The 21,980-nt window shown below is 71.7% G+C and carries 17 protein-coding genes; 10 read left to right on the top strand and 7 right to left on the bottom strand.

The annotated features are described in order from the left end of the window. The first annotated feature begins 27 nt into the window (after positions 1–27). Entirely contained in the window at positions 28–1,464 is a 1,437-nt protein-coding gene (locus ACIQVD_RS17270; RefSeq protein ID WP_402290085.1) for a CCA tRNA nucleotidyltransferase, read from the top strand. A gap of 92 nt (positions 1,465–1,556) precedes the next feature. On the opposite strand, the gene ACIQVD_RS17265 is transcribed toward ACIQVD_RS17270, so the two are convergent. Continuing rightward, a complete protein-coding gene (locus ACIQVD_RS17265) occupies positions 1,557–2,849 on the bottom strand; it encodes an MFS transporter (RefSeq protein ID WP_402289920.1) in 1,293 nt (430 codons plus the stop codon). 166 nt (positions 2,850–3,015) lie between these two features. On the opposite strand from ACIQVD_RS17265, the gene ACIQVD_RS17260 reads away from it, so the two are divergent. Beyond that, a complete protein-coding gene (locus ACIQVD_RS17260) occupies positions 3,016–3,786 on the top strand; it encodes a peptidoglycan-binding protein (protein WP_402289918.1) in 771 nt (256 codons plus the stop codon). Positions 3,787–3,873: 87 nt separating this feature from the next. Here ACIQVD_RS17260 and ACIQVD_RS17255 read toward each other — a convergent pair whose 3' ends face one another. Next, positions 3,874–4,956 (bottom strand): inositol-3-phosphate synthase, encoded by a 1,083-nt coding sequence (locus ACIQVD_RS17255; RefSeq protein ID WP_100837238.1) that lies wholly within the window; start codon positions 4,954–4,956, stop codon positions 3,874–3,876. A 145-nt stretch (positions 4,957–5,101) separates the two neighbouring features. After that, on the bottom strand, positions 5,102–5,764 hold the full coding sequence (locus ACIQVD_RS17250) for a helix-turn-helix transcriptional regulator (protein ID WP_400682796.1): 663 nt from the start codon (positions 5,762–5,764) through the stop codon (positions 5,102–5,104). A gap of 584 nt (positions 5,765–6,348) precedes the next feature. On the opposite strand from ACIQVD_RS17250, the gene ACIQVD_RS17245 reads away from it, so the two are divergent. After that, entirely contained in the window at positions 6,349–8,799 is a 2,451-nt protein-coding gene (locus ACIQVD_RS17245; RefSeq protein WP_402289915.1) for a transglycosylase domain-containing protein, read from the top strand. Between the two features lie 106 nt (positions 8,800–8,905). After that, positions 8,906–10,468 carry a glycosyltransferase family 87 protein gene (locus ACIQVD_RS17240; RefSeq protein WP_402289913.1) on the top strand — a complete coding sequence of 521 codons (1,563 nt, stop codon included), beginning with the start codon at positions 8,906–8,908 and terminating at the stop codon, positions 10,466–10,468. Between the two features lie 139 nt (positions 10,469–10,607). Here the strand turns inward: ACIQVD_RS17240 and ACIQVD_RS17235 are convergent, their stop codons facing one another. From ACIQVD_RS17235 to ACIQVD_RS17225, 3 genes are all read right to left on the bottom strand, one after another. Next, positions 10,608–11,639, bottom strand: coding sequence for an alanine racemase (locus ACIQVD_RS17235; RefSeq protein WP_402289910.1), 1,032 nt, complete (start codon positions 11,637–11,639; stop codon positions 10,608–10,610). A 110-nt stretch (positions 11,640–11,749) separates the two neighbouring features. Further along, on the bottom strand, positions 11,750–12,868 hold the full coding sequence (locus ACIQVD_RS17230; protein WP_400682806.1) for a lipid II:glycine glycyltransferase FemX: 1,119 nt from the start codon (positions 12,866–12,868) through the stop codon (positions 11,750–11,752). Positions 12,869–13,057: 189 nt separating this feature from the next. After that, positions 13,058–13,375: a hypothetical protein gene (locus tag ACIQVD_RS17225; protein WP_100837242.1), complete on the bottom strand. Its 318-nt coding sequence runs from the start codon at positions 13,373–13,375 to the stop codon at positions 13,058–13,060. 236 nt (positions 13,376–13,611) lie between these two features. Here ACIQVD_RS17225 and rpsF point away from each other — a divergent pair, with 236 nt between their 5' ends. The 4 genes from rpsF to rplI all read left to right on the top strand — a co-directional run bounded on the left by rpsF (position 13,612) and on the right by rplI (position 15,371). Next, entirely contained in the window at positions 13,612–13,902 is a 291-nt protein-coding gene (gene rpsF / locus ACIQVD_RS17220; protein ID WP_030457607.1) for a 30S ribosomal protein S6, read from the top strand. A gap of 101 nt (positions 13,903–14,003) precedes the next feature. Further along, positions 14,004–14,603 (top strand): single-stranded DNA-binding protein, encoded by a 600-nt coding sequence (locus tag ACIQVD_RS17215; protein ID WP_111555413.1) that lies wholly within the window; start codon positions 14,004–14,006, stop codon positions 14,601–14,603. 67 nt (positions 14,604–14,670) lie between these two features. Then, a complete protein-coding gene (gene rpsR, locus ACIQVD_RS17210; protein ID WP_033214207.1) occupies positions 14,671–14,907 on the top strand; it encodes a 30S ribosomal protein S18 in 237 nt (78 codons plus the stop codon). Between the two features lie 17 nt (positions 14,908–14,924). After that, entirely contained in the window at positions 14,925–15,371 is a 447-nt protein-coding gene (gene rplI, locus ACIQVD_RS17205; RefSeq protein WP_400682813.1) for a 50S ribosomal protein L9, read from the top strand. Positions 15,372–15,508: 137 nt separating this feature from the next. Here rplI and ACIQVD_RS17200 read toward each other — a convergent pair whose 3' ends face one another. Continuing rightward, a complete protein-coding gene (locus ACIQVD_RS17200; protein ID WP_400682816.1) occupies positions 15,509–16,858 on the bottom strand; it encodes an MATE family efflux transporter in 1,350 nt (449 codons plus the stop codon). Between the two features lie 459 nt (positions 16,859–17,317). On the opposite strand from ACIQVD_RS17200, the gene dnaB reads away from it, so the two are divergent. Next, positions 17,318–20,176, top strand: coding sequence for a replicative DNA helicase (gene dnaB / locus ACIQVD_RS17195; protein WP_402289905.1), 2,859 nt, complete (start codon positions 17,318–17,320; stop codon positions 20,174–20,176). 258 nt (positions 20,177–20,434) lie between these two features. Beyond that, on the top strand, positions 20,435–21,970 hold the full coding sequence (locus ACIQVD_RS17190) for a hypothetical protein (RefSeq protein WP_400682822.1): 1,536 nt from the start codon (positions 20,435–20,437) through the stop codon (positions 21,968–21,970). Positions 21,971–21,980: the final 10 nt, after the last annotated feature.

Genomic DNA, 21,980 nt, shown 5'->3' with positions numbered 1-21,980 from the left:
CATTCCAGCTCCGCCGACCGGGTCGCCCTGCCGGGGCTGACCGAGGCGCAGACCCTCGGCCTGCAGGAGTTGCTGCGGGTCTCCCCGGTCGCCGACGAGATCGCCCGCCGCTTCGAGGACGCCGGCCACCGGCTGTCGCTGGTCGGCGGGTCGGTCCGGGACGCCCTGCTCGGCCGGCTCGGCAACGACCTCGACTTCACCACCGACGCCCGCCCGCAGCAGATCCTCAAGCTGGTCAAGGGCTGGGCCGACGCGGTCTGGGACGTGGGCATCGCGTTCGGCACCGTCGGCGCCCGCAAGGACACCCCGGAGGGTTCGTTCCTGATCGAGATCACCACCTACCGCAGCGAGGCGTACGACCGCACCTCGCGCAAGCCCGAGGTCAGCTACGGCGACTCGATCGAGCAGGACCTGGTGCGCCGCGACTTCACCGTCAACGCGATGGCGGTCGACCTGCCCGGCCGGCGGTTCGTCGACCCGCACCGCGGCCTGGAGGACCTGGAGGCCCGGGTGCTGCGCACCCCCGCCACCCCCGAGGAGTCCTTCTCCGACGACCCGCTGCGGATGATGCGCGCCGCCCGGTTCGCCGCCCAGCTGGACTTCGACCCGGCGCCCGAGGTGGTCGCCGCGATGACCGCGATGGCCGAGCGGATCACCATCGTCTCCGCCGAGCGCGTCCAGGCCGAGCTGAACAAGCTGCTGCTGGCCGAGCACCCGGTCAAGGGCCTGCGCCTGCTGGTCGACACCGGCCTGGCCGACTTCGTGCTGCCCGAGCTGCCGGCGCTGCGCCTGGAGAGCGACGAGCACCACCGGCACAAGGACGTGTACGAACACTCGCTGACCGTGCTGGAGCAGGCCATCGCGCTGGAGACCGGGGGCCCCGACCTGGTGCTCCGGCTGGCCGCGCTGCTGCACGACATCGGCAAGCCGCGCACCCGCCGCTTCGAGCCCGACGGCCGGGTCTCCTTCCACCACCACGAGGTGGTCGGCGCCAAGATGACCCGCAAGCGGATGCGCGAGCTCAAGTACTCCAACGAGCTGGTCAACGAGGTGGCCAAGCTGGTCGAGCTGCACCTGCGCTTCCACGGCTACGGCGGCGGCGAGTGGACCGACTCCGCGGTCCGCCGCTACGTCACCGACGCCGGCCCGCTGCTGTCCCGGCTGCACAAGCTGACCCGCTCCGACTGCACCACCCGCAACAAGCGCAAGGCCGCCGCGCTGGCCCGCACCTACGACTCGCTGGAGGAGCGGATCGCCGCCCTCCAGGCCCAGGAGGAGCTGGACTCGATCCGGCCCGCGCTGGACGGCAACGAGATCATGGAACTGCTCGGCCTGCGCCCCGGCCCGGCGGTCGGCCGCGCCTACAAGCACCTGCTCGAACTGCGCCTGGAGCACGGCCCGATGGCGCACGAGGACGCGGTGGCCGCGCTGCGCGCCTGGTGGGCCGAGCAGCCGCAGGACTGAGCCCGATCGGTCAACCGCCCCTCCCCGGCGGGCGGTTGACCGTACAGGCACGGCGGCGTCCTGATCCCCCGGCTCCGGCGGCCGGCCCCCCGTCAGGGGCGGCGGGAGGAGCGGAAGTACAGCACCGCGCCGAGCGCGTACAGCGCCGCCAGGCCCAGCATCACCGTCGCCGAACGGCCGTTCAGCGGCAGGACCAGCGCGGTGACGGCGGCCGCGGCGACGAACGCCACGTTCACCAGGACGTCGTAGACGGCGAACACCCGGCCGCGGTACTCGTCCTCCACCGACTCCTGCACCAGGGTGTCGGCGCAGATCTTGGTGCTCTGGGTGGTCAGGCCGAGCAGCAGCGCCGCGGCCATCGCCGGGGCCTCCCGGAAGGGCAGGCCGAGCGCCGGGACGAACACCGCGGAGCCGACCAGACAGGTCGTCACCCAGCCGTTCAGGCCGAGCCTGCGGGTGCACCACGGGCTGACCACCGCGGCCAGGAACATGCCCGCCGCCGACATCGCGACCGCCCAGCCCAGGCTGGCCAGGCCGCCGGTCTCGTCCGAGGCGCTGTTGAAGGTGTAGCGGGACAGCATCAACACCACGACGGTCAGCACGCCGAAGCAGAACTTGGTCAGCGTCGCCGCGGCCAGCGCGCGCACCGCCGGACGGCAGTCCCGCACCAGGTGCCGCAGCCCGGCCAGCAGGTCGTACCAGGTGGCGGCCAGCGTCTCGCGCAGCGGGGGGAGCCCGTCCGACTGGTCGGGGCCCAGCCGGTCGACCGGGATGCGCTGCGCGGCCAGGGCGGCGGACAGGTACAGCAGCCCGGACAGCGTCACCGTCAGGGCGTCCGCGCGCGGGCCGGCCGGCACCACCAGGTGCACCAGGAAACCGGCGCCCGCGCCGGTGGCCGCCGCGACCGCGCCCAGGGTCGGCGACACCGCGTTGGCGGTGACCAGCCGCGCGGGGTCCACCACCCGGGGCAGCGAGGCCGAGAGGCCCGCCAGGATGAACCGGTTGATCGCCGTCACCACCAGCGCCGCCGAGATGAACGCCCACTTCGGCGCCCCGCCCAGCAGCAGGGCCGCCGTCGCCAGGCCGAGCACCGCGCGGATCAGGTTGCCCGTCAGCAGCACCTGCCGGCGCCGCCAGCGGTCCAGCAGCACCCCGGCGAACGGGCCCACCACCGAGAACGGCAGCAGCGTCGCCGCCGCGATCGCGGCGATGTCGGCGGGGGAGGACTGCTTCTCCGGCGAGAAGACCACCGAGGCGGCCAGCGCGGCCTGGAACGCCCCGTCCGAGAGCTGCGAGAGCAGCCGGACGGTCAGCAGTTGCCGGAAACCTCGGCCGCGCAGCAGCCCGAGCAGGGGGGCCTCCCGCGGGGGCCGTTCGGTGATCACCCGCCAAGGGTGCCACGAGGTCCGTCGGTTCCACGTGAAACATCCGTCGACAGTCCGGCGGCCGGACGCCCCCCTCGTGCTTCCGCACCACCGATGACCTGCGTGTCGCAGGCTCGTTGACCAGCCCGGGAGGGAAGAACCACCTCGGAACAACGGGAGGCTCCCCATGCGTGACGAGTTCGCCGCCCTTCTGCTCGGCCAGGTCGGCCGCCACGAGGGCCGAGACCCCGACGGCACCTGGAACAACCGACAGCGCTACAGCACCGAGACCCCCGGCCTGGAGTGGTCCGACGGCCAGCCCTGGTGCGCCACCTTCGAGGCCTGGGCCGCCCACCGGGCCGGCATGGACGGGCTCTGGCCGATGACCGCGTCCTGCCTCACCGCCGTCGCCTGGTGGCGCGACCACCACCGCTGGTCCGAGTACCCGGTCCTCGGCGGCCCCTTCTACCTCGGCCCCGGCGGCGGCAGCCACACCGGCGTCGTCGTCGCCTACGACGCCGACACCATCCGGACCGTGGAGGGCAACACCAACGACAGCGGCTCCACCGAGGGCGACGGCGTCTACCTCAAGTCCCGCCCGCGCCGTGGCCCCGGCTCGCCGTACGGCTACGGGGTCCCGGCCTTCCGGGAGGGGACCGTCTCCGCGGACCCGGCGCTCGGCGGCGTCCCGGCGGCCCGCATCTCGGCGCAGGCCACCACCCCGCCGTCCGGCCCGCCGCGCTGGCCCGGCCGGTACCTGAAGGTGCAGACGCCGATGCTGCACGGGGACGACGTCCTGACGTGGCAGCGCCGACTGGCCGACCGCGGCTGGTCGATCACCGCGGACGGCTGGTACGGGCCCGCCTCCGCCCAGGTCTGCCGGTCCTTCCAGCAGCGCCACGGGCTCGGCGTGGACGGCGTCGTCGGCCCGGCCACCTGGAACGCGGCCTGGTCCTGACCGACGCCGGAGGGCCGCCCCGCACGAAGCGGGACGGCCCTCCGGTCGGACCTGACGTCACGTCAGCCGATGCTCAGCGCTCGGCGCTCAGCGCTCGACCTCACCGCGGATGAACTTCTCGACGTTCTCCTTGGCCTCGTCGTCGAAGTACTGCACCGGCGGGGACTTCATGAAGTACGAGGACGCGGAGAGGATCGGGCCGCCGATGCCGCGGTCCTTGGCGATCTTCGCGGCGCGCACGGCGTCGATGATGACACCGGCCGAGTTCGGGGAGTCCCAGACCTCGAGCTTGTACTCGAGGTTCAGCGGGACGTCGCCGAACGCGCGGCCCTCGAGGCGGACGTACGCCCACTTGCGGTCGTCGAGCCACGCGACGTAGTCGGACGGGCCGATGTGGACGTTCTTGGCGCCCAGGTCACGGTCGCGGATCTGCGAGGTGACGGCCTGGGTCTTGGAGATCTTCTTGGACTCCAGGCGCTCGCGCTCGAGCATGTTCTTGAAGTCCATGTTGCCGCCGACGTTCAGCTGCATGGTGCGCTCGAGGACCACACCGCGGTCCTCGAAGAGCTTCGCCATCACGCGGTGCGTGATGGTGGCGCCGACCTGCGACTTGATGTCGTCGCCGACGATCGGGACACCGGCCTCGGTGAACTTGTCGGCCCACTCCTTGGTGCCGGCGATGAACACCGGGAGGGCGTTCACGAAGGCGACCTTGGCGTCGATGGCGCACTGGGCGTAGAACTTGGCGGCGTCCTCGGAGCCGACCGGCAGGTAGCAGACCAGGACGTCGACCTGGCGGTCCTTGAGGATCTGCACGACGTCGACCGGAGCCTCGTCGGACTCCTCGATGGTCTCGCGGTAGTACTTGCCCAGGCCGTCGAGGGTGTGGCCGCGCTGCACGGTGACGCCGGTCGGCGGCACGTCGCAGATCTTGATGGTGTTGTTCTCGCTGTTGCCGATGGCGTCGGCCAGGTCGAAGCCGACCTTCTTGGCGTCCACGTCGAACGCGGCGACGAAGTCGACGTCCTTGACGTGGTAGTCGCCGAACTGGACGTGCATCAGGCCGGGGACCTTACCGGCCGGGTCGGCGTCCTTGTAGTACTCGACACCCTGCACCAGCGAGGCGGCGCAGTTGCCCACGCCGACGATGGCTACGCGAACCGAACCCATTCCGGTTGCTCCCTGAATCTCATGAGGCCCGCCGTGCTGTGGCGGCGACCTCGTTCCACATCTGTTCTGACTGTCTGATCGGGCGCACGGGGCGCCCACGCCTCGCCGCGGGCGGCGGGGCCGGCGCGGTGGTGCAGCGCTCCGGTCAGGAGCGCCCCGGGCGGTCGTACGGTGGCCCGGGCGGGTCGGAGGACCCGTCGGCCGGACCACGGCCGTCCGAAGTGTGCGGGGACGCGGCACTGCGTCCGGTTCTGGTGGCCCGCTCGGTCTCGATCAGCTCGTTGAGCCACCGGACCTCGCGTTCCACGGACTCCAGGCCGTGGCGCTGGAGTTCGAGGGTGTAGTCGTCGAAACGCTCGCGGGTGCGGGAGACGGAGCTGCGCATCCGCTCCAGCCGCTCCTCCAGCCGGCTGCGGCGGCCTTCCAGCACGCGCATCCGGACCACCCGGTCGGTCTGGCCGAAGAACGCGAACCGGACACCGAAGTGCTCGTCCTCCCAGGCCTCCGGCCCGGTGTCGGCGAGCAGTTCCTCGAAGCGCTGCTTGCCCTCGGGGGAGAGCCGGTAGACGATCTTCGACCGCTTGCCGTTGAGCGCGGTGGCCGGGACGTACTCGACGTCCGGGTTGTCCTCCACCAGGAAGCCCTGGGCGACCAGGCTCTTCAGGCAGGGGTAGAGCGTTCCGTACGAGAAGGCCCGGAACGAGCCCAGCAGGACGTTGAGCCGCTTGCGCAGCTCGTACCCGTGCATGGGCGCGTCGTGGAGCAGGCCGAGGACGGCGAATTCGAGGACGCCGGAGCGTCGGCTCATGCCGCCTTCCTCCTTCCGTGAGGGTTCCTGCTCGCCGGATGCGGGCCCCGGTCCGGCAGTGTATGCCGAACCGATGTGTCGCGCCGATGTATCGGCTCGATATATCGGCAACAGTAACCCTGGGTCACGGAAGGAGCAAGAGGGGCACGCGTAACTGGGATCACAAGGCCGCTGGGCAACGGGCGTGTAATGAATCGCGGTCGGTTCGTCCGGGTTGGCTTCCAATGCCCGATTAGGTGGCTTTCGGAGCGCCGTACTCTTTCGCCTGTGCACCCTGACCGAGGAGCTGCGGAGAGATGAGCGAACACCGGCGCAGGTCGGCCAACCCCGGGGGCGAGCAACCGCCGCCGCGGCGGTCGGACTCCGAACGGCCGTACGCGTACGGCCACCCGGTCGAGGGCGCACCCGAGTACGGGCGGGGCGGCCCCGCGGGCGGTCCCGGACGGGCCGCGGCCCCGGGGCGGGCGGCCGGGCCGAACCGTTCCGGCGCCCCCGGGCGCCCCGGGCCCGGGCAGGTCCCCGGCCAGGGCGGTCGGCGCGCCGCGCGGGAGACCGCGGAGCAGCCCCGGCCGACCCGGGCGGAGATGCGCAAGCAGTCCCGCAAGGGCGGCGGCGGTGCCGGCAGCGCGGGCGGGCCGCCCGGTGGCCGCGGCGCCGGTCGGGGCGGTCGGCCGGGCAAGAAGCGGCTGATCGACTACCCGCGGTCCGGCAAGTCGGGCCTGCGGCGCTGGCTGCCGTCCTGGAAGCAGGTGCTGACCCTGTTCCTGGTCTTCTTCGGCGGCGGCGTGGCCGCGGTCGGCGCCGCGTACGCGCTGGTCCAGGTGCCGGACGAGAAGACCCCGCTGCAGATCCAGAGCAACATCTTCTACTGGGCCGACGGCACCGAGATGGCCCGCACCGGCAACGAGAACCAGCAGCTGGTCGAGCTCTCGCAGATCAGCCGCCCGGCCCAGGACGCGGTCATAGCGGCGGAGAACGACACCTTCCGCACCGACTCCGGCATCGACCCGAAGGGCATCGCCCGCGCCGTCTACAAGATGGCCACCGGCGGCGAGACCCAGGGCGGTTCGACCATCACCCAGCAGTACGTGAAGAACGTCTACCTGTCGCAGGACCAGACGCTCTCCCGCAAGGCCAAGGAATTCTTCATCACCCTGAAGGTCAACGGCGAGAAGAGCAAGGACCAGATCCTCACCGGCTACCTGAACACCAGCTGGTTCGGCCGCGGCGCGACCGGCATCCAGGCGGCCGCGCAGGCGTACTACGGCGTGGACGCCAGCAAGATCGACGTCTGCCAGGGCGCCATGCTGGCGGGCCTGCTGAAGGGCGCGGGCCTGTACGACCCGAGCCTGAGCGCGGCCAACCACGAGCGCATGGTGGAGCGCTGGAACTGGATCCTGGACCGGATGGTGACCACCAAGGCGCTGTCCGCGGACGACCGGGCCAAGTGCAAGGACTTCCCCGAGCCGATCGACGCGAAGACCGCCACCAAGACCACCGGCGAGGTCTCCTACCTGGTCGAGACCGCCAAGCAGTACGTCACCAACAAGGACCCGGACATCACCACGGCGGCCCTCGACCGCGGCGGCTACCAGATCCACACCACCTTCCAGAAGGACAAGGTCGACGCCCTGAAGAAGGCCGTGGACGACTTCGAGTCGGCCCGGCTGGACCCGGCCAACAAGGAGCTGGACCGCAACGTCCAGATCGGCGCGGCCTCGGTGGTGCCCGGTGACGGCGCGATCGTGGCCATCTACGGCGGCCCGGGCGTCGAGAACGGCCACTTCACCAACAACGCCGACGCGGCCGGCGTCCCGGTCGGCTCGACCTTCAAGCCGATCGTGCTGGCCACCGCGATGCAGGAGGGCGTCCTCACCAAGAACGGCCCGGACGGCAAGCCCGCCAAGATCAACCCGGACTCCCGCTACCTGGCCGACGACCTGGCGCAGATCTACCGCGCCGACGGCAGCAAGGCGATCGGCGACGACGGCCAGCCCTACCACCAGCGCAACAGCGACCCGGGCAAGAAGGGCTACGTGACGCTGCGGACGGCCATGCAGTGGTCGTACAACGTGCCGTTCGTCCAGCTCGGCCAGGACGTCGGCGGCGACAAGGTCCGGGCGATGGCGATCAAGTTCGGCCTGCACGACGACAAGACCCTGTCGCCGGCCAACACGCTGACCCTCCCGCTGGGCACCTCGACGCCGAGCGCGATCCGGATGGCCGCGGCCTACTCGGTCTTCCCGGCGCACGGCCAGCAGGCCGACCCGTACTCGGTGACCGGCGTGCAGTTCCGCGGCAAGGACCTGCCGAACTTCGACAAGCCGGTGCTGAAGACGGTGATCGAGCCGGCGGTCGCCGACAACATCACCGACGTGCTGCAGAACGTGGCGAAGAACGGCACCGGCAGCAAGACCGCGGAGCTGGGCTTCCCGGTGGCCGGCAAGACCGGCACCTCCGACAAGAGCAAGTCGGCCTGGTGGATCGGCTACACCCCGAGCCTGACCACCGCGGTCAGCATGTGGCGCGAGGACGTGGCCAAGCAGACCGGCCTGGAGTCGCTGGACGGCACCGGCGGCAAGAGCGAGATCCACGGTGGTGACTTCCCGACCGAGATCTTCACCCGCTACATGAAGATCATCGGCCCGGGCAACCCGCGGAGCTTCACCGCCCCGGCCCCCTGGGGCCAGGAGGTCGACTCCTCCGGCGCCCCGGCCACCGCCTCGGCCTCGGCCTCGCCCTCGACCTCCCCGTCGACGGAGACCAGCCCCACCGCCGAGGTGCCCACCGAGACCGCCGACCCGTCGCCGACCGAGAGCCAGCGCCCGACCGGCCGGCCGTCCGGCAAGCCCAGCTCCAGCGCGAGTTCCAGCCCGGACTGCCTGCTCGGCTTCTGCCCCAGCTCCTCCCCGAGCTCCGGAGCGGCCGGCGGCACCGGCACCGGCGGCAACGGCGGCAACGGAGCGGGCGGGACCGGCACCACCACCGGCACCACCAGCGGCCGCAACGGCGGACCGGGCACCGGCACCGGCTGAGCCGCCCGCCGGAACCCCGGCACAAACACCGCAGAGGGGCACGGATCGCGAGGGCGATCCCGTGCCCCTCTTCGATTGCGCGGAACGGTGCGGCAGTATGTCGGCCATGACCTCCAGCCTTCGTGACGAGACCTCGCCGCCCGGCCCCGCGCAGGCCGACGGTCCGCTGCCCAACACCGTGGTGGTGCCCGCGGACGAGGACCCGGTCGCGGAGGCCGGCAGCGAGCTGTTCGGCGGCCCGCCCGGGCGGCGGGCGCTGCTGGGGGTGTCCTGGTGGACGCCGGCCAAGTTCCTTGCGCTGGCGGTGATCGCGGTCTACGTGCTGGGCCTGTTCCAGAAGGCCCCGTGCTACAACGACGGCTGGTTCCACGGTGCCACCACCCAGTACACGAAGGCCTGTTACAGCGACATCCCGCACCTGTTCTCCGGCCGCGGCTTCGCCGACGGGCTGCACCCGTACCTGGACCCGATCCCGCAGGGCTCGCCGGACATGCAGTACCTGGAGTACCCGGTGCTGACCGGCCTGTTCATGCAGGTCGCGGCCTGGCTGACCACCCACAGCGGCGACCTGATGAGCCGTGAGCAGTGGTTCTGGATGGTCAACGCCGGGATGCTGATGATCTGCGCCGTGGTCGCGGTGGTCGCCACCTCGCGCACCCAGCGCCGCCGCCCGTGGGACGCGCTGCTGTTCGCCCTGGCCCCGGCCCTGGCGCTGAACGCCACCATCAACTGGGACCTGCTGGCGGTGGCCCTGGCCGCGGTGGCGATGGCCTACTGGTCGGGCTCCCGGCCGGTCTGGGCGGGCGTCTTCATCGGCCTGGCGACCGCCGCCAAGCTCTACCCGGTGCTGCTGCTCGGCCCGCTGCTGGTGCTCTGCCTGCGGGCCGGCCGGTGGAAGGAGTTCGGCCAGGCGTTCGGCGGCGCGGCCGGGGCCTGGCTGGTGGTCAACCTGCCGATCATGCTGGCCAACTGGAAGGGCTGGCTGACCTTCTACAGCTTCAGCCAGACCCGCCGGGAGGACTACGGCTCGTTCTGGCTGATCCTGATGCAGGGCATCCGCAAGGGCCGGAACCTGGAGACCCTGAACACCTGGATCGCCGTCCTGCTGGTGCTCAGCTGCCTGGCGGTCGGCTGGCTGGCGATCAGCGCCCCGCGCCGCCCGCGCTTCGCCCAGCTGGCCTTCCTGGTGGTGGCGGCCTTCGTGCTGACCAACAAGGTGTACTCGCCGCAGTACGTGCTCTGGCTGATCCCGCTGGCGGTGCTGGCCCGGCCGCGCTGGCGCGACTTCCTGCTCTGGCAGGCCTGCGAGGTGCTGTACTTCCTCGGCGTCTGGTCGTTCCTGGCCTACAACGGCGACGGCAAGCACCACGGCATCGACCAGGAGTGGTACCACTTCGCCATCGCCCTGCACCTGGTCGGCACCCTGTACCTCTGCTACCTGGTGGTCCGCGACATCCTCCACCCGGAGCACGACCCGGTCCGCTGGGACGGCAGCGACGACCCGTCGGGCGGCGTGCTGGACGGCGCCCCGGACCGGTTCGTGCTCGGCACCGCCCGCGGCCTGCGCGAGGAGGAGAGCTACGCCGCGTACGCGCCGCGCTCGGACTGGCTGAGCAAGGACCCGGAACCGGTCGTCGAGCTCGGCGCGGAGCCCCGGCCCGAGAGGTGACCCGGAAGGTGACCCGGGAGGCGGCCCGGTGAGTCCTCCGGGAGGCCGCCCGGCCCCGGAGCCCCGGAGCCCTGGAGCCCCGCCCGCCGTCACGGCGGGCGGGGCTCCGGCGTTCGGCCGGGCCCCGGGGGCGGCGGGCTCAGCGCTCGACCACCCGGTCGAAGTGGGTGGTGGTGTGCCGGACGGTCAGGGACAGCTCGTCGCCGATCGCGGGCGGCTTGAGCTCGCCGGGCAGGAACAGGATCGACACCTGCATGTGCGGCGGCTCGGCGAACCACAGCTGCTTGCCCTGCCAGGAGTACGGCGACAGCGTCCGGTTGACGGTGGCCAGACCGGCCCGGGCCAGCCCCTTGGCCCGGGGCAGCACCCCGTGCACGTACTTGGGGGCCTCCAGGCCGACGCCGTGCGCGGTGCCGCCGGTGGCGACCAGCAGGTGGCCGTCGGAGGGGGCCTTGTGCTGCCGGTAGCCGTAGCGCTCGCCGCGGGAGACCGGGGTGACGTCCAGGACGGTGGCCCGGGAGGAGAGCGCCTCCACCTCGCCGAGCCAGAGCCGGGTGCCGATCCGGGAGCGGAAGGCGGTGCCGGGGTGCCGCTCGGCCAGCCGCGGCCCGTCCGCGGCGGACAGGTGGCTGAGGTAGACGGTGCCGGCGGGCAGCCCGGCCCCGTCGATCGCCCGGACCAGGCCGGACACCTCGTCCACCGGGTCGCTGCCGTCCGGCCGGTCCAGCGGCAGGTGCAGCGCGAAGCCCTCCACCGCCAGGTGCCCCACCGGCAGCCGGGACAGCTCACCGGCCGCGACGCCGTGCCGCCGCATCGAGGTCATGCACTCGATCACCACCCTGGTCCCCCCGGGCAGCGCGGCCAGCGCCTCGGGGTGCGCGACGGTGCGCACCACCCGCCCGGCGGGCAGCTCGACCTCGGGCTCGCCCGCCCGGTAGGGGGTGAGCACCAGCAGGTCGCCGGGGAAGTCGCCGGCCACCGCCGCCGCCTCGTCCGTGGTGCCCACCGCCAGCGTCGGCACGCCCAGCCGGGCGGCCTCGGCGGCCAGCCGGGTGTTGCCGAAGCCGTAGCCGTTGCCCTTGGCGACCGGGACGAGCCCGTCGAACTCGGCCAGCAGGCCGCGCTGGTGCGCCCGCCAGCGGCCGGTGTCCACGTACATCGTCAGGGTCATCGCGTTCTCTCCGTGGTGTTCTTCGGGTGGCGCACCGGCGGGCGACCGGCGACCGGCGACCGGCAGGCGGCGGGTCGGCGGGCGGCGGTCCGCCGGCCCGGCCGTCCGGCTCAGCGGCGCGACATGTAGAGGTCGAGCGCCTTGTGCAGGAGCTTGTTGAGCGGGAAGTCCCACTCGCCGAGGTACTCCGCGGCCTGGCCGCCGGTGCCGACCTTGAACTGGATCAGTCCGAACAGCGGGTCGTCCTCGTCCAGGGTGTCGCTGATCCCGCGCAGGTCGTAGACGCTCGCGCCGAGCGCGTAGGAGTCCCGGATCATCCGCCACTGGATGGCGTTGGACGGCTTGACCTCGCGCTTGTGGTCGGCCGAGGCGCCGTAGGAGTACCAGACGTGCTCGCCGACCACCAGCATCGTGGTGGCGGCCAGCGGCTCGCCCTCGTGGTAGGCGAGGTAGAGCCGCATCCGGTTCGGGTCCTCGGCGGTGAGGGACTGCCACATCCGCTGGAAGTAGGAGAGCGGCCGGGGCGTGAAGTGGTCCCGCTCGGCGGTGACCACGTACAGCTTGTGGAAGACCGCGAGGTCCTCGTAGCCGCCCTGGACCACCTCGACGCCGCTCTTCTCGGCCTTCTTGATGTTGCGCCGCCACAGCTGGTTGAAGCCGCGCTGGACGTCGTCCAGCGAGCGGCCGCCCAGCGGCACCTGGAAGACGTACCGGGGCTGGACGTCGCCGAAGCCGGCGCCGCCGTCCTCGCCCTGCAGCCAGCCGGAGCGGCGCAGCCGTTCGGCGGCCTCCAGGGCGCGGGGCTCGGTGAAGTCCGGCTCGACGTCGCGCAGCCGCTTGGCCCGGTCGCCGGCGATCGCCTCCTTGATGGTGGGCGCCTCCCAGCGGCGCACCACCACCGGCGGGCCCATCTTCACCGAGAAGGCGCCCTGCGACTTCAGGTGCGCCAGCATCGGCTTGAGCCAGCGGTCGAGGTCCTGGTCGAACCAGTCGATCACCGGCCCCTCCGGCAGGTAGGCCAGGTACCGCTTCACCTTGGGCAGCTGGCGGTAGAGGACCAGCCCGGCGCCGACCAGCTCGCCGGAGGCGTCGAACCAGCCCAGGCTCTCCGCGCGCCACTCCGCCTTCACGTCCGCCCAGGAGGGCACCTGCATGTGGCTGGCCGAGGGCCGGCTCTGCACGAAGGCCAGGTGTTCCTCGCGTGTGATCGTCCGCAGCCGCAGGCTCATGCTCCGTGCTCCTCCTCGTCGGATCCCCCCATGGTGACCCTATCGTCCGAATGGTCCGATTCGACCGGGAACCGACCCGACATGATGATGCCCTCCCGGCGGCACCCGCTGATACAGGTACTACGCCGGGAGGGCATCGGAGGCCCAGTGGAGGGAGGCGGACTCAGCCCGCCCCGCGCCGGGGGGAGGTCACCACACGCCCCCGAACAGGCCGCCGTGCGCCACGCCGAGGAAGAGGCCGAACGCCGCCGCGCCGGTGCCGATGACGACCGCGAAGCGCTCGGCGGTGGTCACCGAGAGGAACAGCCCGGCCAGTCCGGTGAGCACCCCGAACAGGCCGGTCCACGAGGTCAGGAGGTGCAGGTGGTGGAAGAACGAGGTGACGAAGGCGATCACCCCGAGCAGGACGGTCACGCCGACCAGGGCGTTCTCCCGCGGGTGCGGGTGTCCGTCGGTGTTGAGGGTGAACTGCGACCGGTGCTGCGGCCTGGGGACGGCCTGTGCCATGGGACCCACCTCCCGGGAGAGGGAACGTTCGTTCTGTCCAGATTGCGGCCGATGTGACCGAAGTGACAACCGCGGCGGCCAACTGTTTTGTCCGCCGGTCGGCTGACCCGGTAGGCTTGCCCCTCTGCACTGGTGTAGGGGCGTGTTCGCATGCCCGGATCCACCGGTGCCGACGCGCACAACCCTCCTGCCACGGAAATGCCGTGGCCGTTGAGTCCAAAGGAGGTGGGTTACACATGCGTCACTACGAGGTGATGGTCATCCTCGACCCCTCGGTCGAGGAACGCGCTGTCTCCCCCCTGATCGAGAGCTTCCTCAACGTCGTCCGCACCAGCGGCGGCAAGGTGGAGAAGGTCGACACCTGGGGCCGGCGTCGCCTGGCGTACGAGATCAACAAGCAGTCCGAGGGCATCTACTCGGTCATCGACCTCAAGGCCACGCCCGAGGTCGTCAAGGAGCTCGACCGCCAGTTCAGCCTGAGCGAGTCGGTTCTGCGGACCAAGGTCCTGCGCCCGGACACCCACTGAGCCCGCTTCCGGCGTCCGCGCCGGAGGGCTCACGTCCGGTGTTCCACGTGGAACACCGCTGACGAGCACCGCAGAACTCCTTTCCGAGAGGTCATCACCACATGGCAGGCGAGACCGTCATCACCCTCGTCGGCAACCTCGTCGACGACCCCGAGCTGCGCTTCACCCCGTCGGGTGCCGCGGTGGCCAAGTTCCGCATCGCGTCCACCCCGCGCACCTTCGACCGCCAGACCAACGAGTGGAAGGACGGCGAGAGCCTCTTCCTCACGTGCAACGTCTGGCGTCAGCCGGCGGAGAACGTGGCCGAGTCGCTGCAGCGCGGCATGCGCGTGATCGTGCAGGGCCGACTGCGCCAGCGGTCTTACGAGACCAAGGAAGGCGAGAAGCGGACGGTCTTCGAGGTCGAGGTCGATGAGGTCGGCCCGAGCCTGCGCTCGGCGACCGCCAAGGTCACCCGCGCCAACCGGACCGGCGGTCCGGGCGGTGGCGGCGGCGGCTTCGGCGGCGGCGGCCAGCAGGGTGGCGGCGGCTTCGGCGGCGGCAACCAGGGCGGCGGCAGCTGGGGCGGAAACCCCGGCGGCGGCAGCCAGGGCGGCCCGTCCGACGACCCGTGGGCGTCCAGCGCCCCCGCGTCCAACCAGGGCGGCGGCGGCTGGGGTGGAAACTCCGGCGGCGGCTACTCGGAAGAACCCCCGTTCTAAGCGGTGCTCGGCGGGCCCCCCGCGGGCCCGCCGACGCTGACAGATCTCGTACCTAACGGAGCACACAATGGCGAAGCCGCCTGCTCGCAAGCCGAAGAAGAAGGTTTGCGTCTTCTGCAAGGACAAGGCCACGTACGTGGACTACAAGGACACGAACCTGCTGCGGAAGTTCATTTCCGACCGCGGCAAGATCCGTGCCCGCCGGGTCACCGGCAACTGCACCCAGCACCAGCGTGACGTCGCCACGGCCGTGAAGAACAGCCGTGAGATGGCCCTGCTGCCCTACACCTCCACCGCGCGCTAAGAGAGGGTGACCGAAGAATGAAGATCATCCTCACTCACGAGGTCCCCGGCCTCGGCAGCGCCGGCGAGATCGTCGAGGTCAAGGACGGCTACGCCCGTAACTTCCTGGTCCCGCGCGGCTTCGCCATCCGCTGGACCAAGGGCGGTCAGAAGGACGTCGACGCCATCCGTCGCGCCCGGAAGATCCACGCCATCCAGACCCTCGACGCCGCCAACGAGGTCAAGGCCAAGCTCGAGGGCCTGCAGGTCAAGCTGGCCGTTCGCTCCGGCGAGGCCGGCCGCCTGTTCGGCTCCGTGACCCAGGCCGACGTCGTGGAGGCCATCAAGGCCGCCAGCGGCCCGGCCGTGGACAAGCGCGCCGTCGCGATCGCTTCGCCGATCAAGACCGTGGGCACCCACAAGGTCTCGGTCAAGCTGCACGGTGACGTCCAGGCCAACCTCGACGTCAACGTCGTCGCCGCCTGAACGCAGTCGTAGCGGTGCCGTAGCGTCCGTGCCGCAGGGCACGCCGCGAGGCACCCGGAGGGCCGGACCCCGTTCCACGGGGTCCGGCCCTCCGGCCGTTCCGGGGCCGTTGCCGCGCCCGGTCCCCGGTGCCGTCCTCAGGCCCGGACCGCGCCGGTGACCATCCAGCGGCCGGTGCGCACCCGGCCGGCCAGGAACGCGGCCCGGCTCAGCATGAACAGGTTCATCGCCCACCACAGCCCGGCCAGCCCCAGGCCCAGCGCCGGGACGGCCAGCGCCGCCGGGACGAACAGCAGCAGGGTGACCAGCATCGCCCGCGCCAGGTAGCGGCCGTCGCCCGCGCCCATCAGCACCCCGTCCAGGACGAACACCAGCCCGCCCACCGGCTGGGTCAGCGCGGCCAGCAGCAGCGCGGTGGACAGCTGCCCCTGCACCGCCGGGTCGGAGCTGAACAGCGGGACGTACAGCGGGCGGCCCAGCACCATCAGCAGCCCGAACAGCACGCCCGCGCCGAGGCCCCACTCGACCATCCGCCGGGTGGCGGCCCGGGTGCCCGGCAGGTCGCCGGCGCCCAGGTAGCGGCCGATGATCGCCTGCCCGGCGATCGCCACCGCGTCCAGCGCGAAGGCCACGAAGGACCAGACGGTCATGGTGATCTGGTGGGCGGCCACCTCGGCGTCGCCCAGGTGCGCGGCCACCGCGGTGGCCAGCACCAGCACCGCGCGCAGGCTCAGGGTCCGCACCAGCAGCGGGCCGCCCGCCCGGGCCGAGGCGCGGATGCCGGCGGCGTCCGGCCGCAGCGTCGCGCCCTCGCGGCGGGCGCCGCGGACCACCACCGCCACGTACACCGCGGCCATCGCGTTCTGCGCGATCACGGTGCCCCAGGCGGAGCCGGCCACCCCGAGGCCGGCGCCGTACACCAGGCCCAGGTTGAGCAGCAGGTTGGCGGTGAACCCGCCGATCGCCACCAGCAGCGGGGTGCGGGTGTCCTGGAAGCCGCGCAGCACGCCGGTGGCGGCCAGCACCAGCAGCATCGCGGGCACCCCGAGCGCGCTGATCCGCAGGTAGGTGACGGCGTGCGGTTCGGCGGTGGCGGAGGCGCCGAGCAGCCGGGCGGCCTGCGGGGCGAGCAGCAGGGTGAGCACCACCAGGCCGGCCGAGAGGACCAGCGCCAGCCAGATCCCGTCGATGCCCTGCTGGACGGCGGCCCGCCGGTCGCCCGCCCCGATCCGGCGGGCCACCGCGGCGGTGGTGGCGTACGCGAGGAAGGCGAACACGCCGACGACGGTGGTGAGCGCGGCCGAGGCGACGCCCAGGCCCGCCAGCTGGGCGGTGCCGAGGTGGCCGACGATCGCCGAGTCGGCCATCAGGAACAGCGGTTCGGCGACCAGGGCGCCGAAGGCGGGGACGGCCAGGGCGAGGATCTCCCGGTCGTGGCGGCGGCGGTCGGCGGCGGGCGGACTGGCCGTGGGCGGTCTGACGGGCATGGGCTCAGCCTACTCATCCACAGGTAATGGCTGTAAGTGTCCTGTGACACTTACTTCTCCTGTGGACGGACCCGGGTTCGAACGGTCCCTCGAACAGGACCCCGGCTCGGGCCCCGGGTGTGTGAAGAATTTCTCATGCACAGGCTGTGCGGAGAGTCACCGCAGGTCAGCGATGTCTCACCAGGGTGATCGTGTGGTTATCCACAGTGGTGTCCACAGGGTTGTGCACAGCTTTGGCGGAGTTACCCACAGCCTGCGGGCGGTTATCCACACCCCCTGTGGATAACCGCCTTTGAACAACCGCCCGACCCCCCGTACCGTGGCTCCGGACCAGACCCCGGTGGCCGCGCGACACCGCCCGCACACGGCCGGAACTGTCGGCTCGGTGGCGTAGGAAGGAACGCGCCCCACCGGACAGGCCCGCACCAACTCGCACCGCTCGCTGATCGGGGAACACGCGTGACCGGCCCCCAGTACGAAGACCACGACGCCCCGCCGCCGGAGGACGACTGGCAGCCGTCCGACGACGCCTTCCCGCTGGACGCCTTCCCCGACGTCCCGGGCGACCGCCTCCCGGTCTCCCGCCGCTCCGGCGCCCCGGCCGGCCGCGAGGGCTCCGGCGGCTCGGGCGGGTCCGGCGGGTCCGGAGGCTCCGGCGGGTCCGGCGGCGGCTTCCAGCGGCGGGACGGCGGCAAGGGCGGCGACCGCTTCCCGGCCAAGGGCGAGCGCCGCGACCGGGACGGCGACCGCGAGGGCGGCTTCGGCGGCGAGGGCTTCGAACGCGTTCCCCCGCAGGACCTGGCGGCCGAACAGTCCGTGCTCGGCGGCATGCTCCTCTCCAAGGACGCCATCGCGGACGTCGTCGAGGTGCTCAAGCCCGCCGACTACTACCGCCCCGCCCACGAACTCATCCACGGCGCGATCCTCGACCTCTACGCCCGCGGCGAGCCCGCCGACCCGATCACCGTGGCCGGCGAACTCACCAAGCGCGGCGAGCTCACCCGCGTCGGCGGCCCCTCCTACCTGCACACCCTGGTCAACTCCGTCCCCACCGCGGCCAACGCCGAGTACTACGCCGAGATCGTCCACGAACGCGCCGTCCTGCGCCGCCTGGTCGAGGCCGGCACCCGCATCGCCGGCATGGGCTACGCCGCCGAGGGCGACGTCGACGACATCGTCAACGCCGCCCAGGCCGAGATCTACGCCGTCACCGAACAGCGCACCAACGAGGACTACGCCCCCCTCGCCGACATCATGGAAGGCGCCCTCGACGAGATCGAGGCCATCGGCTCCCGCTCCGGCCAGATGTCCGGCGTCCCCACCGGATTCGCCGACTTCGACCAGCTCACCAACGGCCTCCACCCCGGCCAGATGATCGTCATCGCGGCCCGCCCGGCCATGGGCAAGGCGCTCGCCCTGGACACCCCGCTGCCCACTCCGGACGGCTGGACCACCATGGGCGAGGTCGCCGTCGGAGACCTGCTGCTCGACGCCGACGGACGGCCCACCCGGGTGGTCGCCGCCACCGAGGTGATGCTCGACCGGCCCTGCTTCGAGGTGTGCTTCGACGACGGCACCAGCGTGATCGCCGACGCCGACCACCAGTGGCTGACCGACACCCGCGCGGTGCGCCGCTCCGGCGGGAACGGACGGGTCGTCACCACCAAGGAGATCGCCGCCACCTTGCGCTGCGCCTCCGCGGACGGCCGCGCCAACCACTCCGTGCGCAACACCGCCCCGCTCGATCTGCCCGAGCGGGACCTCCCCGTCCCGCCCTACGCCCTCGGCGCCTGGCTGGGCGACGGCCACACCGATGCCGCCCGGATCACCACCACCGACCCGGAGGTCCTGGAGCGCCTCGCCGCCGACGGACTGGCGGCCCGCCGGGTCGGCGACACCCCGACCTACGCGCTGCGCTACGACGTGGCGGAGCCGGAGACCTTCGAACGGGCCTGCGTCGTCTGCGGCACGGTCTTCACCTCCGAGCTCGCCCACGTCCGTACCTGCGGGCGCTCCTGCGGCGGCCGGGCCAGGCTCGTCTCCGCGCCCGTCCCGCCGACCACCTGCACGGACTGCGGCGCCCCGTGCTCCTCGCCGTTCTCCGAGCCCCGGTGCCACTCCTGCAGTCGGCGGTACGGCAGCCTGCTGACCGCCCTGCGCGAGCTGGGCGTGCTCGGGCACAAGCACATCCCGGCCGCCTACCTGCGCGGGTCGGTCGCCCAGCGGCGGGCCCTGCTGGCCGGGCTGCTGGACACCGACGGGACGGTCAACGCCACCGGCTCGGTGCAGTTCGCCGTGACCAGCCGCGAACTCGCCGAGGGTTTCCGGGACCTGGTCGTCGGTCTCGGCCACCGCTGCGGCCTGGCCGCCAAGCGGGTCGCCAGCCGTTCCGAGGAGTCCTCGACGGTCTGGACCGTCACCTTCACCCCGACCGGCGAGGTCTTCGGGCTCGCCCGCAAGCGGGCGGTCCACGCCGAGCGCCGGCGGCCGGCCACCCCGAGGCTCCGGCAGCGCTACGTCGTCGACGTCCGCGAGGTCGACAGCGTCCCCGTGCGGTGCGTCGAGGTCGACAACCCCGACCACCTGTACCTGGCCACCCGGTCGATGGTGCCCACCCACAACTCCACGCTCGCGCTGGACTTCGCGCGGGCCTGTTCGATCCACAACAACCTGCCGAGCGTGATCTTCTCGCTCGAAATGGGCCGCAACGAGATCGCCATGCGCCTGCTGTCGGCGGAGGCGCGGGTGGCGCTGCACCACATGCGGTCGGGGAACATGACGGACGACGACTGGACGCGGGTGGCCCGGCGGATGCCCGAGGTGAGTGCGGCGCCGCTGTACATCGACGACTCGCCGAACCTGTCGATGATGGAGATCCGGGCCAAGTGCCGGCGGCTCAAGCAGCGCAACGACCTGCGGCTGGTGGTGATCGACTACCTGCAGCTGATGCAGTCCGGCGGGTCGCGGCGGGCGGAGAGCCGGCAGCAGGAGGTCTCGGACATGTCCCGGAACCTGAAGCTGCTGGCGAAGGAGCTGGAGCTCCCGGTGATCGCGCTCTCCCAGCTGAACCGCGGCCCCGAGCAGCGCACCGACAAGAAGCCGATGGTCTCCGACCTGCGCGAGTCCGGCTCGATCGAGCAGGACGCCGACATGGTGATCCTGCTGCACCGCGAGGACGCGTACGAGAAGGAGTCGCCGCGGGCCGGCGAAGCCGACCTGATCGTGGCAAAGCACCGAAACGGCCCAACTGCGACCATTACCGTCGCTTTCCAGGGGCACTATTCCCGCTTTGTCGACATGACTCGCGATGTGACCTGACAGGCCGTCGAATTTTTTGTCCGCATACCGCCAAAGCCCGTGCGGGAACGGGAAAAAAGGAGATTGTTCGAACAGGGTGGGATCTGTACGCTGAGCGAGCCTCTCATCGGATCTTCACTTTTATTCTTCGGGGTGTCGGTGTCTTATCGCCGTTTTCTCGCGGGTGCCGCTGCTGTTGCCGCCGGCCTCGCGTTCGTTCCGGGCCAGGCCGTGGCTGCCGACTCGGACTCTCCCGCTCGTTCCGCCAAGGCCGCCGGCGTGCACGCCGCGCCTCAGGCGCCGAAGCCCGACTTCCAGACCTTCGACGGGTCGGTCTCGGGTAGCAAGTCCGCCGCGCCGCAGGCTCGTGGCGCGCAGTCGCAGGCCGGTCCGCTGACCGCCGCGAACAACTCGCTGGGCGCCTCGCTGCACGCCGTGCAGTCGTCCGCCCACGGCATCGACCTGGACATCTCCGCCACCAGCGACAGCTGGCCGCTCACCGCCACCATCAACTGGGGCGACGGCAAGAGCACCTCGGTGGCGGTCTACTCGGCCGCCAAGGTCACCCAGACGCACGTCTACGACCAGCTGGGCGCCTACGCCATCAGCGTCACGCTGACCGACGGCTCCGGCAACACCGCCAGCGGCAACCTCAGCCTCGCGACCGCGGGCAACTCGTACACCGCGTACGGCCCGACGCGTCTGCTGGACACCCGGGACGGCACCGGCGCCCCGCGCGCCAAGGTTCCGGCGTACGGCACCGCGAAGATCAAGATCGCGGGCAACGGCTCCATCCCGGCCGGGGTCACCGCGGTGGTGCTGAACGTCACCGTCACCAACCCGGGGACCGAGGGCCACGTCACGGTCTACGGGGACGGCGACGCCCGGCCGACCACGTCGAACCTCAACTACCTGCCGGGCCAGACCGTTCCGAACCTGGTGATCGCGCCGGTCGGGGCCAACGGCTACGTCGACCTGTACAACGGCGGCTGGGGCAGCGTCGACCTGATCGCCGACGTGACCGGGTACTTCACCCAGAGCCAGGCCTCCGGCTACACCCCGGTCGACCCGAAGCGCCTGCTGGACACCCGCAACAGCGGCAAGGTGGCCGCGTACGGCACCGTGCCGGTGACCATCCCGACCAACGCGCAGGTGCCGGACAACAAGTTCACCGCCGTGGCGCTGAACGTCACCGTCACCAACCCGGGCAGCGACGGCCACCTGACGGTGTACCCGAGCGGGCAGTCCCTGCCCACCGCCTCGAACGTCAACTTCACCGCCGGCCAGACCGTGGCCAACTCGGTGATCGTGCCGGTCGGCCCGGACGGCAGGATCCAGGTCCAGAACGGTGCCTGGAAGGCGTCGGACGTGATCGTGGACGTGGTCGGCTACTACACGCCGAACAGCCAGAGCGCGTACGTCCCGGTGGACCCCGACCGCCTGCTGGACACCCGCCAGTCGAGCCCGCTCTACCCGTACAACGCCAGCTACGGCTACGACTACATGCCGCTCGACCTCGGTTCCTGGGACCCGAACATCACCGGCTGGGCGCTGAACGCGACCGTCACCAACACCCGCGGCGACGGCCACCTGTCGGTCGCGCAGGACCCGAACACCATCGCGGCCTACGAGGGCGGTTACTTCAGTTGGCCGTCGGTGCCGAACTCCTCGTCCCTGAACTGGAAGGCCGGGCAGACCGTCCCGAACCTGGTGCAGGCGAGCGTCGGCAGCACCGGGCTGGTCGACTTCTGGAACGTCGCCTACTCGCAGACCGACCTGATCGTCGACATGTTTGGCTTCTACAGCAAGAACTGATCCCCGATCG

The organism is Kitasatospora sp. NPDC090308, from assembly GCF_044769485.1.
Taxonomy (GTDB): Bacteria; Actinomycetota; Actinomycetes; order Streptomycetales; family Streptomycetaceae; genus Kitasatospora; species Kitasatospora fiedleri.
Note: the sequence above shows the minus strand (reverse complement) of the source record. Positions and strands in the feature narration are given on the sequence as shown.

Coding starts and splice junctions, on each gene's coding strand:
- ACIQVD_RS17260 (WP_402289918.1), top strand. CDS start 3,016: ATGCGTGACGAGTTCGCCGCCCTTCTGCTCGGCCAGGTCGGCCGCCAC.
- ACIQVD_RS17255 (WP_100837238.1), bottom strand. CDS start 4,956: ATGGGTTCGGTTCGCGTAGCCATCGTCGGCGTGGGCAACTGCGCCGCC.
- rpsR (WP_033214207.1), top strand. CDS start 14,671: ATGGCGAAGCCGCCTGCTCGCAAGCCGAAGAAGAAGGTTTGCGTCTTC.
- rplI (WP_400682813.1), top strand. CDS start 14,925: ATGAAGATCATCCTCACTCACGAGGTCCCCGGCCTCGGCAGCGCCGGC.
- ACIQVD_RS17240 (WP_402289913.1), top strand. CDS start 8,906: ATGACCTCCAGCCTTCGTGACGAGACCTCGCCGCCCGGCCCCGCGCAG.
- ACIQVD_RS17245 (WP_402289915.1), top strand. CDS start 6,349: ATGCGCAAGCAGTCCCGCAAGGGCGGCGGCGGTGCCGGCAGCGCGGGC.
- ACIQVD_RS17230 (WP_400682806.1), bottom strand. CDS start 12,868: ATGAGCCTGCGGCTGCGGACGATCACACGCGAGGAACACCTGGCCTTC.
- ACIQVD_RS17235 (WP_402289910.1), bottom strand. CDS start 11,639: ATGACCCTGACGATGTACGTGGACACCGGCCGCTGGCGGGCGCACCAG.
- ACIQVD_RS17250 (WP_400682796.1), bottom strand. CDS start 5,764: ATGAGCCGACGCTCCGGCGTCCTCGAATTCGCCGTCCTCGGCCTGCTC.
- rpsF (WP_030457607.1), top strand. CDS start 13,612: ATGCGTCACTACGAGGTGATGGTCATCCTCGACCCCTCGGTCGAGGAA.
- ACIQVD_RS17225 (WP_100837242.1), bottom strand. CDS start 13,375: ATGGCACAGGCCGTCCCCAGGCCGCAGCACCGGTCGCAGTTCACCCTC.
- ACIQVD_RS17200 (WP_400682816.1), bottom strand. CDS start 16,858: ATGCCCGTCAGACCGCCCACGGCCAGTCCGCCCGCCGCCGACCGCCGC.
- ACIQVD_RS17215 (WP_111555413.1), top strand. CDS start 14,004: ATGGCAGGCGAGACCGTCATCACCCTCGTCGGCAACCTCGTCGACGAC.